Genomic DNA, 12,820 nt, shown 5'->3' with positions numbered 1-12,820 from the left:
AACAGTCATGGCAGAGGCCGGCGTCTTCGAGCAGATCCTCGACCACTCCCACCGAGCCGATCCCTATCCGCTGTACGCCGAGCTCCGCAGGACGCCGGTCGCGCGGCAGCCGGACGGCTCGTACGTGGTCAGCACCTACCGGCACGTCGCCGCGCTGCTGCACGACCCGCGGCTGAGCTCGGACCTGCGTTCCGAGGAGGAACGGGCGGCGCCCGGCCAGAGACCGAGCATGCTGCGGCTGGACCCGCCGGACCACGACCGGGTGCGCAGGCTGACGATGCGGCACTTCGGTCCGCCGCACACACCGGCCCGGGTGGACGGCATGTACGACGAGCTCGCGGAGACGGTCAGCCGGCTGGTCGACGACTTCGCCGGGAGAGAACAGGTCGATGTCGTCGACGACTTCGCCTACCCGTTCCCGGTCGCGGTGATCTGCAAGCTGCTCGGGGTGCCGCGGGAGGACGAGCCCCGCTTCAGCCGGTGGGTGGACGTGCTGGTGGGGGCCACCGACCCGAACGGGGAGCTCAAGGACACGAACCCCGCCGTGGTCCAGGCCATCATCGACTTCCGTGGGTACCTCGCCGGCCTCGTCGCGACGCACCGCAAGGAGCCGGGGGAGGACCTGCTCTCCGCGCTGGCGACCGATGCCGGTCCCGAGGGACGGCTGGGCGACGACGAGCTGCTCGGGCAGGCCATGCTGCTGCTCATCGCCGGACACGAGACCACCGTCAACCTCATCGCCCACGGCGTGCTCACGCTGCTGCGTCACCCCGACGTGCTGCAGCGGCTGCGCGAGGACCCGGAGCTGAGCATCCGGCTGGTCGAGGAGCTGCTGCGCTACGAGCCCTCGGTGCAGATGATCCCGTGGCGCAGGGCCCTCGCCGACATCGAGCTGGGCGGCACGACGATCCCGAGCGGCTCGGTCGTCACCCTCGTGCTCGCCGCCGGCGACCGGGACCCGGACGCGTTCCGCGACCCCGACCGTTTCGACCCCGACCGGCAGTCCGAGCACCTCAGCTTCGGCGGCGGTCCGCACTTCTGCTTCGGCGCCCCGCTGGCCAGGCTGGAGACGCAGCTCGCGCTCACCGAGTTCGCGCGACGCGTCGAGAACCCGCGGCTGGTCGCCGACCCGCCGCCGTACCGGCCGTCCCCGGTCCTGCGCGGGCCGCTGCACCTCCCGGTGCGGCTGGACGGAGTCGCTCCTGCCGCTCGCCGGGTCGCCCGGCCCGCGCCGGAGATGGTCCGGCAGCGGACTCCGGCGGAGGAGGACGTCCACGCCCGGGGATGACCCGGCCCGCCTCGCGGAAGCGCTGGATCCGTGCCGGCGAAGTCCATCCGGACGCAAGGACCCGCCCCCGCCCCTCGCTCGGCGAGGTCCTCGACACCGACCTCGAGGCTGCTCCTGACCCCTCGCCGAGTGCCTCCTCGAGCGTGGCCTCCCGTCCGGGGGCGATGAGGACCGGCGCAATGGGTACGAAGCCGCGGGGGAGCGGGGGCACCGGCACGTCGGCCGTCGACTCCCGGGCCCGTTCCGAGCGACGACCGAGAGGACTTCATGACGACCACCGTTGCCGACCTGATGCTGACCCGTCTGCGTGAGTGGGGGGTGGAGCAGGTCTTCGGCTACCCCGGCGACGGGATCAACGGGATCCTCGGTGCGTTCTCCCGGTCGGGCGACCAGCCGCGCTTCATCCAGGCACGGCACGAGGAGATGGCCGCCTTCGAGGCGGTCGGCTACGCGAAGTTCTCCGGCCGGCCCGGTGTCTGCCTGGCCACGTCCGGGCCCGGTGCCATCCACCTCCTGAACGGCCTGTACGACGCCAAGCTCGACCACGTGCCGGTCGTCGCGATCGTCGGTCAGACCAACCGCAGCGCGCTCGGCGGCAGCTACCAGCAGGAGGTCGACCTGCTGAGTCTCTTCAAGGACGTCGCGAGCGACTACGTGCAGATGGTCACGGTCCCCGAGCAGCTCCCGAACGTGCTCGACCGTGCCTTCCGCATCGCGATGACACGCCGTGCGCCCACGGCGATCATCGTGCCGAACGACGTGCAGGAGCTCGAGTACCAACCGCCCACCCACGACTTCAAGATGGTGCCGTCCAGCCTGGGCCTGACCCACCCCGAAGTCGTCCCGGACGACGCCGCGGTCCGCGCGGCGGCCGACCTGCTCAACGCAGGCGAGCGGGTCGCCCTGCTGATCGGGCAGGGCGCACGTGGCGCCGCCGCCGAGATCGCCCGGATCGCCGACCTGCTGGGCGCCGGCGTGGCCAAGGCACTGCTCGGCAAGGACGTTCTGTCCGACGAGCTCCCGTTCGTCACCGGGGCGATCGGTCTGCTCGGTACGCGTCCGAGCTACGAGATGATGCGGGACTGCGACACGCTGCTCACGATCGGCTCCAGCTTCCCGTACTCGCAGTTCCTGCCCGAGCCGGGCCAGGCGCGAGCGGTGCAGATCGACGTCGACGGTGCGCTCATCGGGATGCGCTACCCCTACGAGCTCAACATCGTCGGGGACGCTCGGCGCACCCTTCAGGCCCTCATCCCCCTGCTGCGGCGCAAGGAGGACCGTGGCTGGCAGGAGGACATCGCGGACAACGTGGCCCGGTGGTGGGAGGTCATGGACGCCGAGGCCCACGTGGTCGCCGATCCCGTCAACCCGATGCGCATCTTCAGCGAGTTCTCGGCCCAGGCGCCGGAGGACTCGATCATCGCTGCCGACAGCGGGTCGTCAGCGAACTGGTACGCACGGCAGGTCAGGATGCGCGGCCGGATGCGTGGCTCGCTGTCCGGGACCCTGGCCAGCATGGGACCGGCCGTGCCCTACGCGATCGGCGCCAAGTTCGCCTGTCCGGACCGGCCGGCCATCGCCTTCGAGGGTGACGGCGCGATGCAGATGAACGGTCTCACCGAGCTGCTCACCGTGGCGCGCTACTGGAGGACGTGGCAGGACCCGCGCCTCGTGGTGGTGGTCCTGCACAACGGCGACCTCAACCAGGTGACCTGGGAGCTCAGGGCGATGGGCGGGACCCCCGAGTTCGTGGAGTCCCAGTCGCTGCCCGAGGTGTCGTACGCCGACTTCGCGGCCTCCATCGGCCTCGGCGCCCTCACGGTCACCGACCCCGAGGACCTCGCCCAGGCGTGGAGGACGGCTCTAACAGCCGACCGGCCGTACCTGATCGACGTGCACTGCGACGCCGACGTCCCGCCGATCCCGCCGCAGGCCGACCTGGAGCAGATGACGAACCTCGCCCGGGCGCTGATCAAGGGCGACGCCTCGCGGTGGGGCGTCATCAAGGAAGGGATCAGGACCAAGGCGCAGGAGCTGCTGCCGCACCACGACGAGGGCTGAGCCGCGACGGGTCCGCGCCCGGCCGAGGTTCAGCGCCGGCCGGCTCCTAGGCCCGGGTGCTCTCGCAGGCCGTCCAGTGAGGCCCTACGAACTCGGGGAACCGCTCGCCGAGCCGTCTCAGCGGAACGGTGTCCTGCTTCGCCGCCAGCGCGGTGAGGCGCAGCCCGTCGGGGGCGAGCCCGTAGGTCCGGCGGACCACCCGGAAGTGCTTGCGGTCCGCCGTCTGTGCGGCCCGGGAGAGCAGCAGCCGCCCCGCCGAGGTGCAGCCCGCTCCCCGCGGGTAGATCAGCCCGCCGCCCTCGACGATGAACGAGCCGTCCGGCTGGTCCGGCACGCGCACGGCACGGAGCCTGCCGTGGGAGAAGGTGAACATCTGCGCGAGCACGGCGTCGACCGCGGCGCCGGTGTCGACGACGATCTCCGCGCCGGGTCGCTGACCGAGGCGCGGGGCGCCGACGATCCGGGCGCGGATGCCCTTGATCGGCACCGCCGCCGGGATCAGGTGCACGAAGTACGTGCCGCCTCCGCTCGCTCGAACACCGACGAAACCGCGGCACGGCTTGGCCGCGCCGGGATCGGACGCGGCGGCCACCCTGTCCGGCCGCCCGTCCCCGGTCACGTCCACCCGCACGTGCGATGTCGCCAGCGCGCGTCGTACCACTGCTTCCGCGTGCGGGCACTCCGCCGAAGCCGGCACCCCCGCCGTGGGCTCCGCCGCCCCTCCGCAGCCGGACACCGCAAGCAGGCCGATCAGCAGCAGGCTGCCGCTCGTCGCGGACCTTCCGCGAGGCGTCAGCCGCTGCCTCCGTGTCCGGGAACGCGACCGACCGAGGAGCGACCCGGCGAACCACGGCGCAACCATCCTCACCTCCAGGCCCCTGCAGGCGACCTGCGGTGGGCACCCAGTCCCGCGATGCCTGCAGTGCCACTCGCCGCCACACTCCAGCCTCGCCGGGTGAGTGGACCGGTGCCAGGGTCCTTGGTCCCGCGCCGCCGCAAGTGTCCGCCTGACGCCTTGATCTCAAGCAGACTTGAAGTTGCACGATGACGACAGACATCCACCAAGGAGCCAGCATGCCTGTAGCCGTCATCACCGGAGCCTCGCGCGGCCTCGGCGCCGCCCTCGCCCACGCCCTCGACCGCCGCGGCTGGGACCTCGTCGTCGACGCCCGCGACGCCGACGCCCTGACCACCGCCATCGGGTCGAGCTCCGCGCGCGCCGTACCCGGTGACGTCGTGGACCCGGCCCACCGCCGGGCCCTCGCGGACACCGCGGGCGCGCTGGGCGGCGCGGACCTGCTGGTCAACAACGCCAGCACCCTCGGCGCCAGCCCGATGCCGTCCCTGGCCGAGCTGACCCCTGAGGTCCTCTCCGACACCCTGCTCACCAACGTCGTCGCGCCGCACGCCCTCACCCGGCTGCTGCTTCCCCAGCTCCTCGCGCAGCGCGGCACCGTCCTCAACATCACCAGCGACGCGGCGGTAGAGCCCTACGAGGGCTGGGGGGCGTACGGCGCGAGCAAGGCCGCCCTGGACCAGCTGACCCGGATCCTCGCCGCGGAGCAGCCCGACCTGCGCGTCTACGCCGTCGACCCCGGAGACATGCGCACGTCGATGCACCAGGACGCCTTCCCGGGCGAGGACATCTCCGACCGGCCCGAGCCGGCGACGGTGGTTCCCCACCTGCTCGCGCTGGTCGAGGGCACCCTGCCGAGCGGCCGCTACCGCGCCGCGGACGTCGCGGTCGAGGTGACGTCGTGAGCACCGCCGCCGCGTTCCGGCTCCCCGCCGCGGGGGAGGCCACCACCCCGCCGGAGGCCCGGGGCCTCGCCCGCGACGAGGTCCGCATGCTCGTCGCCGCACCGGACCTGCTCGCGCACCGGCGGGTGCTCGACCTGCCCGACGTCCTGCACCCCGGCGACCTGCTCGTCGTGAACACCTCCGCGACCCTGCCGGCCGCGGTCGGACCGGTGCACGTCTCCACCCAGCTCGACGACGGCGACTGGGTCGTCGAGGTGCGGCGCCCGGGCAACGACGGCCCGGCCGGCACGACCCCCGGTGCGGTCCTGCGACTGCCCGGGGGCGTCGACCTGCACGTGCGGGGATCGCACCCCGCCGGGCAGGCCCGTCTCTGGCGGGCCACGCCGCGCCCGGCGACCGACCGGGGCGCCTACCTCGCCGAGCACGGCCGCCCGGTGACCTACCCCTACGTCGACGGGGACTGGCCGCTGGAGTCCCGGCAGAACGTGTACGCGACCGTCCCCGGCAGCGCGGAGATGCCGAGCGCCGGGCGGCCGCTGTCCGAGCGGGTGCTGGTGGCCCTGATGGCCCGCGGTGTCGTGATCGCCCCGATCGTGCTGCACACCGGCGTCTCCAGCCAGGAGTCGCACGAGCCGCCGCAGCCGGAGCAGTACGTCGTCCCCGAGGCCACGGCCCGGCTCGTCAACGGGACCCGCGAGGCCCGGCGCCGCGTCGTCGCCGTCGGCACCACCGTGGTCCGCGCGCTGGAGACCGTCGCGAGCCGGGAGGGGGCCGTGCACCCGGCGGCCGGCTGGACGTCCCTGGTCCTCGGGCCGGGACGTCCGGCGCGTGCGGTCGACGGCCTGCTCACCGGGTTGCACGAGGCCGAGGCCAGCCACCTCGACCTGCTGCGCGCGGTGGCCGGCGACCGCCTCGTCGACCGCTCCTACGACGTGGTGACGCACGGACCGCGGCAGTACCTCTGGCACGAGTTCGGCGACACCATGCTGTTCCTGCCCTAGCCGGTCCGTCTCAGGGCGCAGACCCCGGCCGCCTCACTCGAGGGGGTTCGCGCGCAGGAAGCGCACCTCCTCGATGTCGAGGCGAGCCTGCACCTGTCGCAGCACGATGTCGTCGATGCGCTGCTCGTCGCGCAGCTCGAGCAGCGCCTCGCGCCGCCGGCCGATGAGGGCGAGGGAGAGGCTCGTGTACTGATCGTGGTGCTGGACGACCGGGTCGTCCTCCGCACCGCCGGCCGCCAGCAGCTTGCGCTGCTTCTCCAGCTCGTGCCGCACCCGCTCGACCACCATCTGGTCGCTGCCGAGCTCGTGCGCCGTGGTGTCGAGAGCCTCGATCGCTGCGTCGAGGGTGTACTCCTCGGCGAACTGCAGCTCCTCGGCGACCGAGGTGTCGACCGGCAGCCGGGCGAACCGCACGACGGCCGGCAGCAGCAGCGCCTGGAGCAGCGTCAGCAGGATCACCCCGCAGGTGATCAGCACGATCAGGTCCCGGTCGGGGAACGGGGCACCGGAGTCCAGCGTGTGCGGGACGGCGAGGACCGCGGCGAGCGAGACGGCGCCGCGGAACCCGGCCACCGCGCTCACCGTGCGCTGCCGCGCCGGGACACGACGCAACCGCTGGGACGGACGGCGATCGAGGAGGCGGATGAGGTACGGCGTGGTGTAGAGCCACACCCACCGCACCCCGATCACGACCGCAGTGACGGCGACGACGTCGACGAGCGCACGCCGTGTGGAGGTGCTGTCCAGCCCACGGAAGGCGGACTGGGCGGAGAGCCCGACCAGCACGAACAGCGCGCTGCTGAGGACCGTGGTGGACAACGCCCAGAACGGGATGACGATCTGCCGCGTCACCGCACCGGTGACCCGGGGCGCCACCTGGCTCATGAACAGGCCGCAGGCCACGACGGCCAGCACACCGGAGCCGTGAATCTCCACCGCCAGCAGGAACGCCGCGAACGGCGTCACCAGCATCGCGATGCCCTCGAGCATGGGGTCGTCCATCCGGCTGCGCAGCTGCCAGCTGAGCAGCCCGGTCAGCGCACCCGCGAGCACCCCTCCGCCGTACGCCAGCACCAGCAGCCAGGTGACGTGCCAGCCGGTGAGGTGCTGCTCGCCGACCGTGACGCCCACGGCCAACCCGTAGAGGACCAGGGCGGTGCCGTCGTTGACGAGGCTCTCCGCGCGGAGCACGGTCACCGTGCGGCGCGGCAGGTCGCGGGCCAGGACGCCGACCGCGGTCGCGTCGGTCGGTGCCAGCGCGGCGCCGAGGACCCACGCCGGCCCCCACTGGAGGCCGAGCCCGTGCGCGGCGGCGGCGACCGCGGCGGCGGTGACGACCACCAGCGCGGTGCTGGTCAGCACCACGACCCGCAGGTTGTTGCGGATCTCCCGCAACGAGGTCGTCAGGCTCTCCCAGTACAGCAGGGCCGGCAGGAACACGAGCAGCACCACCTCGGGCGGCAGCTGCGCCTGCCGCAGGTGCGGCACGAACCCGACCAGCACCCCGACCAGCACCAGCAGGATGGCCGGCGCGATCGGGTAGCGGCGCGCGAGCGCGCCGCACGCGACCAGGGCGACCCCGAGCAGGACGACCATCTCGAGTCCGAGCACGGACTCATCTTGACCAGCCCGCGTGCCCGTCGACCACCTCGGACCGGCAGGTGGACCGACTCACGACCGCGCCCCGTCCGGTCCGCACCCGTCAGCGGTGCCCCACAATGGCGCGATGCGAACCAGGACGAAGCGGGTGGGTACACGATCCTTGACGGTCTTGTCCGTGATGGCCCTGTCCGTGGCGGGGGCGTACCCCACGGCAGCGGAGCAGGCTCAGGACGGACCACGCACGTGGCGGGTGGGGCCGCACCGGTTGCTGACGACCCCGAGCGCCGCCGCGGCGGTGGCACGAGACGGTGACACGGTGCTGATCGACGCCGGCACCTACGTCGGCGACGTCGCCACCTGGACCCAGGACGACCTGTCCCTGCGCGGCGTCGGTGGGCGGGCGCGGTTGCAGGCTGGCGGGACGAGTGCACAGGGGAAGGCCATCTGGGTCATCGCGGGCGATCGCACGACGATTGATCGCCTCGAGTTCAGCGGTGCGACCGTGCCCGACGGCAACGGCGCGGGCATCCGCCAGGAGGGCGCCGGGCTCACGGTGACCCGCAGCTGGTTCCACGACAACGAGAACGGCATCCTCGCCGGCGCCAACGCCGGCAGCGACGTCGTGATCCGGCGCTCCCGGCTGTTCCGCAACGGCGCCGGGGACGGCTCCACCCACAACCTCTACATCGGCGCCGTACGCTCGCTCACCGTCACCGGCAGCTACCTGTGGGGTGCCGACGTCGGCCACGAGCTGAAGTCCCGTGCGGCCAGGAACACGATCTTCGGCAACCGGATCTCCGACCGCGACGCCACCGCCAGCTACTCCGTCGACCTGCCCAACGGTGGCAGCTCGCTGGTCGCCGGCAACGTCATCATCCAGGGGCCGCACTCGGAGAACTCGACCTTGGTCTCCTACGGCGCCGAGGGCTTCACCCACGACTCGCGGGGACTGTGGGTCATCAACAACACCTTCGTGAACCGCCGAGCCACCGGCACCTTCGTCGGTCTCGCCAAGGGCAGCCGCGCCCACCTCCGCAACAACCTGCTGGTCGGGCCCGGCGCCCTGAGCGACCTGGCCGGCGTCGAGTCGAGGGCCAACCGCCGGGTCGGTGGCCGGGGCTTCGTCGATCCCGTCGCTGACGACTTCCGGCTCAGGGCCGGCTCGCCCGCGATCGACCGGGGCGTGTGGGTGCCGAGACCGTGGCGGGCAACGTGGCAGTACGCCCACCCGACCAACCAGGTACGGCGCCCCGTCGCGGGCCGCGTCGACCTGGGCGCCTACGAGCGACGCTGAGCCACCGCGGACCGCCGCCCGCCGAGGGCCGCTCCCGGCACCGTCGGTGAAGAACCTAGAGTCGACGGGGTGATCGATCTTCCTGTCCTGGAACCCGAGGAGCAGCGCATCCTCGGCAGCCTGCTGGAGAAGCAGTCCACCGTGCCGGCCTCGTATCCCCTCACCGCCAACGCGTTGCGGGCCGCTTGCAACCAGACCAGCAACCGGGAGCCGGTGGTGGAGTACGACGAGCAGGCCGTCGCGCACACCGCACGGGCGTTGAAGGAGCGGGGGCTGCTGCGGATCGTGTGGTCCGACACCGGTCGGCGGACGCTGAAGTACCACCAGGTCCTCGACGAGCGGCTGGAGCTCGAGCCGGACGAGCGAGCCGTCCTGACCGTGCTGTTGCTGCGGGGCCCGCAGACGCCCGGCGAGCTGCGGTCCCGCACCGAGCGGTTGCACCCGTTCGCCGACCGGGGCCAGGTCGAGGTGTGTCTGCACCGGATGGCCGGCCGGGCTCAGCCTCTGGTGCGCAGGCTCGAACGGCAGCCCGGGCAGCAGGACCGGCGCTGGGTCCACCTCCTGGGAACGGCCCCGCAGGCGACCTCGTCCGTGCCGGCTCCGGTCGATCGCGAGGCCGTGATCACGGGTGGCGCGGACGCGCGTGACACCCGCGTGCTGTCGTCGTACGACGCCGTCGCCACCGCCTATGCCGACCAGATGATCGACGAGCTGCGCGGACTGGCGTTCGAGACCTGGCTGCTGGACCGCGTGGTGGTGCACGCGGACGGGAGACCGGTCGTGGAGGTCGGCTCGGGACCGGGGCACGTCACGGCGTACCTGGCCGACGGCGGCGCCGACGCGACGGGGATCGACCTGTCGCCCTCGATGGTGACCGAGGCGCGCCGACGCTTCCCCGGCCGACGCTTCGAGGTCGGCGACTTGCGGCGACTCGGCCGCCCCACCAGCAGCCCGGGATGGGCAGCGGTTCTGGGGTGGTACTCACTCATCCACCTGGCGGCCTCCGAGCTGCCCCAGGCGGTCGCGGCCCTGGTGCGCCCCCTGGCCCCCGGAGGCTGGCTGGTCCTCGGCCTGCACGCCGGGACCGAGGTCCGCCACCTCGACGAGTGGTTCGGCCAGGAGGTCGACCTCGACTTCGTCCTGCACGAGCCAGCCTGGGTGGCCGGGGTGGTGGAGACCGCCGGCCTCGTCGACGTGGAGTGGTACCTGCGCGGGCCTCTGGCCGCCAGGGGCGAGACGACGCAGCGGCTGTACGTCGTCGGTCGCACGGCGACGTAACCGGTTCCGGGCTACGGTGCGGTATGCCGAACGCAACCGAGCCAGGAGTCGCGGAGGGGTTCGGAGCGGTCGCCGACGCCTTCCACCAGAACTTCACCGACCCGGGCGACGACGCCGCCGCTGTGACCGTCCTCCACCGCGGCCGCACGGTGGCGGACCTGTGGGCCGGCACGGACGTCGTGCACCAGAGGCCGATGCCCGCGGACGGCCTCATGATGGTCGCGTCCTGCAGCAAGGGGATCACCGCCACGGTGCTCGCCGTCCTCGTCGAGCGCGGCGTCCTCGACCCTGAGGAGCCGGTCGCTGCCTGCTGGCCGGAGTTCGCGGCCGGCGGCAAGGACCGGGTCACGCTCGCGATGGTCGCCTCGCACACGGCCGGGCTGCCGTACCCGCCTCTGGGGACCGGTCTAAGCGGCCTGGACCTGCACCGCGGTGACGCCGTGACGCGGGCGCTGGCCGGAGCGACGCCGCTGTGGGAGCCCGGGACGGCGATGGCCTACCACCCGGTCACGTACGGGACGCTGCTGGACGAGATCGTCCGTCGGGCCACCGGGTCGTCCATCGCCCACCACGTCCGGACCCTGATCGCCGATCCGCTCGGTGTGGACATGTGGATGGGACTCCCGGAGGCCCTCACGTCTCGGGTGGTGCCGGGCTGCTGGGAGCCGGTCGCGCCGTCGAGCCTGGACGACGACGACGTACCCCCGCCCGGGTCGTACGCCGCGCTGCGCCCGGCCTTCCTCGCCGAGAACCCGCCCATGGACCCGGACTACTCCGACCCGGTGCAGGTCCGGACGCACTACGCGGCAGAGCGCCCGGCGGTCGGGGCGATCACCGACGCGCGCTCCCTGGCCACCATGTACGCCGCCCTGCTCGGACCGGTCGAGGGGGTCCGGCTGGTCGAGGACCGGACCCGGAGGTCGATGACCGTCCCTCGGACCGACGACGTCGAGACCCTGGTCGAGAGTGGCACGGCCGGACCGGACATCCGCTTCGGCGTGGGCTACCAGCTGGCCTCGCCCAGCATGCCGGGCTTCGGACCGGAATCGTTCGGGCACACCGGCGCCGGGGGGCGGCTGGGCATCGCGGACCCCGAGCACGAGATCGGCTTCGGCTACGTCACCAGCCGGATGCGCGACATCGGCCCGCACGGCGACCCGCGCTGGCAGGCGCTGGTCGACGCCGTGCGCCGGTGCATCTGAGCCGTGTCCGCACGCTGACCTGCGGCTCACGCAACCCGTCGGCGTCGTCAGGACCGTGCGGGGTCACGGTCGTTCGAGGGTCGGGCATACGCGTACCGTTGGTCAGGACTCTCGGAGCCGCCACCGACCCGAGGACACGAGGAGCATGCGCAGCGACCGATTCGCACCGGCTGTCGGCGCCGGACTCGCGACGTTCTGGCTGGCCGTCCTGGTCATCCTGGACGTGGCCGTCGACGGCTCCTCGGTCGTCCTCTCGCCGCTGTTCGCGTTGGCGCCGCTGATCGCCTGCGCAGTGCTCCCCGTCCGGACCACGGCCGTGTTCGCCGCAGCCACCGTGACGGCGGTGGTCGTCTCCGGCTTCTGGGACGGCACGTGGGGCCTCGGGCAGCACACCGTCCGCATCGTCGACGTCCTGCTCATCAGTGGCGCGGCTGTCGTGGTCGCATGGGTGCGCGTGCGCCGAGAGCGACAGCTGGCCAGGGTCGAGGCGATCGCCGAGGTGGCCCAGCGAGCCGTTCTCCCCACCCTTCCGACGCACGTGGGAGAGGTGTCCCTGGGTGCTCGGTACCAGTCCGCGGCGCGCGATGCACTCGTCGGGGGAGACCTCTACGACTTCTACAGCTCCGAGGGGCGCGTTCGGATGCTGGTCGGGGACGTACGGGGCAAAGGTGTCGGCGCGGTCGAACAGGCAGCGCGCGTCATCCGTGCGTTCCGGCAGGCGGCCGGGACCAAAGCCACCCTCCAGGCGCTCGCGGAAGACATGAGCGCGTACCTGGCGCCGTTCTTCGACGACGAGGAGTTCGTCACCGCCGTGCTGGTAGACGTGTCGGACCCCGCCGAGGTCTCCGTGGTCAGCTGCGGTCATCCACCAGCCCTCCTCGTCCGGTCCGGGGGTTCGTCGGTCCTGGAGGGGCCCGTCGGGCTGCCCCTCGGTCTGGGAGACACCTACGAGGCGTTCACCGTGCCGTGGGAACACGGTGACCGGCTCCTGCTCTACACCGACGGTCTCAGCGAGGCGCGCGACGAGCACGGCACGTTCCCGGAGCTGTCCGGCCTGGCGCCGCTGATCGGCGTCGGGACCGTCGACGCGGCCCTCGACGCGGTGCTGGACGCTGTGCGCCGGCACGTCGCTGGTGGCCGCCTGGGCGACGACCTGGCCGTGATGCTGCTCGAGAACACCGCCGGCACCCCACCTGCACAGGTGGCCACCGTCCACGCCGACATTCGCGTGAGTTCGCAGAAGACGCCCAGGTGACGTGGCCGGGCGGGTACGACGGGCCGCGAACAGTCCGGGCGGTCCGCCGGAGACGCCGTCACCATCCCCTCGGGGTGA

Annotated in this window: 10 protein-coding genes; 8 read left to right on the top strand and 2 right to left on the bottom strand. The window is 72.7% G+C overall.

Annotated features, from left to right (window positions below; genetic code table 11):
• Nucleotides 1-7 precede the first annotated feature (7 nt).
• Both KRR39_RS10010 and KRR39_RS10005 read left to right on the top strand, forming a co-directional pair.
• The gene (locus KRR39_RS10010; protein ID WP_216941875.1) at nt 8-1,288 is read left to right on the top strand and encodes a cytochrome P450; all 1,281 of its coding nucleotides are present in this window, start codon (nt 8-10) and stop codon (nt 1,286-1,288) included.
• A gap of 267 nt (nt 1,289-1,555) precedes the next feature.
• The gene (locus KRR39_RS10005; RefSeq protein ID WP_216941874.1) at nt 1,556-3,349 is read left to right on the top strand and encodes a thiamine pyrophosphate-requiring protein; all 1,794 of its coding nucleotides are present in this window, start codon (nt 1,556-1,558) and stop codon (nt 3,347-3,349) included.
• A gap of 46 nt (nt 3,350-3,395) precedes the next feature.
• On the opposite strand, the gene KRR39_RS10000 is transcribed toward KRR39_RS10005, so the two are convergent.
• Nucleotides 3,396-3,974, bottom strand: a complete 579-nt coding sequence (locus KRR39_RS10000; protein WP_216941873.1) for a hypothetical protein — start codon at nt 3,972-3,974, stop codon at nt 3,396-3,398.
• Between the two features lie 449 nt (nt 3,975-4,423).
• Here KRR39_RS10000 and KRR39_RS09995 point away from each other — a divergent pair, with 449 nt between their 5' ends.
• Nucleotides 4,424-5,110 carry an SDR family oxidoreductase gene (locus KRR39_RS09995; RefSeq protein WP_216941872.1) on the top strand — a complete coding sequence of 229 codons (687 nt, stop codon included), beginning with the start codon at nt 4,424-4,426 and terminating at the stop codon, nt 5,108-5,110.
• Nucleotides 5,107-6,111, top strand: coding sequence for an S-adenosylmethionine:tRNA ribosyltransferase-isomerase (locus KRR39_RS09990; RefSeq protein ID WP_216941871.1), 1,005 nt, complete (start codon nt 5,107-5,109; stop codon nt 6,109-6,111). Before KRR39_RS09995 ends, KRR39_RS09990 begins: the two co-directional genes overlap by 4 nt.
• Nucleotides 6,112-6,144: 33 nt before the next feature.
• On the opposite strand, the gene KRR39_RS09985 is transcribed toward KRR39_RS09990, so the two are convergent.
• Nucleotides 6,145-7,722 carry a Na+/H+ antiporter gene (locus KRR39_RS09985; protein ID WP_216941870.1) on the bottom strand — a complete coding sequence of 526 codons (1,578 nt, stop codon included), beginning with the start codon at nt 7,720-7,722 and terminating at the stop codon, nt 6,145-6,147.
• A gap of 307 nt (nt 7,723-8,029) precedes the next feature.
• On the opposite strand from KRR39_RS09985, the gene KRR39_RS09980 reads away from it, so the two are divergent.
• The 4 genes from KRR39_RS09980 to KRR39_RS09965 all read left to right on the top strand — a co-directional run bounded on the left by KRR39_RS09980 (nt 8,030) and on the right by KRR39_RS09965 (nt 12,742).
• Nucleotides 8,030-9,007, top strand: coding sequence for a right-handed parallel beta-helix repeat-containing protein (locus KRR39_RS09980; RefSeq protein WP_216941869.1), 978 nt, complete (start codon nt 8,030-8,032; stop codon nt 9,005-9,007).
• Between the two features lie 69 nt (nt 9,008-9,076).
• Nucleotides 9,077-10,285 carry a DUF480 domain-containing protein gene (locus KRR39_RS09975; protein WP_216941868.1) on the top strand — a complete coding sequence of 403 codons (1,209 nt, stop codon included), beginning with the start codon at nt 9,077-9,079 and terminating at the stop codon, nt 10,283-10,285.
• A 23-nt stretch (nt 10,286-10,308) separates the two neighbouring features.
• Complete coding sequence (locus KRR39_RS09970; RefSeq protein WP_216941867.1) at nt 10,309-11,487, top strand: serine hydrolase domain-containing protein; 1,179 nt, start codon at nt 10,309-10,311, stop codon at nt 11,485-11,487.
• A gap of 145 nt (nt 11,488-11,632) precedes the next feature.
• Complete coding sequence (locus KRR39_RS09965; RefSeq protein ID WP_216941866.1) at nt 11,633-12,742, top strand: PP2C family protein-serine/threonine phosphatase; 1,110 nt, start codon at nt 11,633-11,635, stop codon at nt 12,740-12,742.
• Nucleotides 12,743-12,820 lie beyond the last annotated feature (78 nt).

It is taken from the genome of Nocardioides panacis (genome assembly GCF_019039255.1).
Lineage (GTDB): Bacteria > Actinomycetota > Actinomycetes > Propionibacteriales > Nocardioidaceae > Nocardioides_B > Nocardioides_B panacis.
The sequence above is the reverse complement of the archived record's forward strand: the minus strand, read 5'-3'. Positions and strand labels throughout refer to the sequence as shown.

Bases quoted from the DNA above. Each gene is read 5' to 3' on its own strand.
- KRR39_RS09970 (WP_216941867.1), top strand. From the start codon at position 10,309: ATGCCGAACGCAACCGAGCCAGGAGTCGCGGAGGGGTTCGGAGCGGTC.
- KRR39_RS10005 (WP_216941874.1), top strand. From the start codon at position 1,556: ATGACGACCACCGTTGCCGACCTGATGCTGACCCGTCTGCGTGAGTGG.
- KRR39_RS09965 (WP_216941866.1), top strand. From the start codon at position 11,633: ATGCGCAGCGACCGATTCGCACCGGCTGTCGGCGCCGGACTCGCGACG.
- KRR39_RS09995 (WP_216941872.1), top strand. From the start codon at position 4,424: ATGCCTGTAGCCGTCATCACCGGAGCCTCGCGCGGCCTCGGCGCCGCC.
- KRR39_RS10010 (WP_216941875.1), top strand. From the start codon at position 8: ATGGCAGAGGCCGGCGTCTTCGAGCAGATCCTCGACCACTCCCACCGA.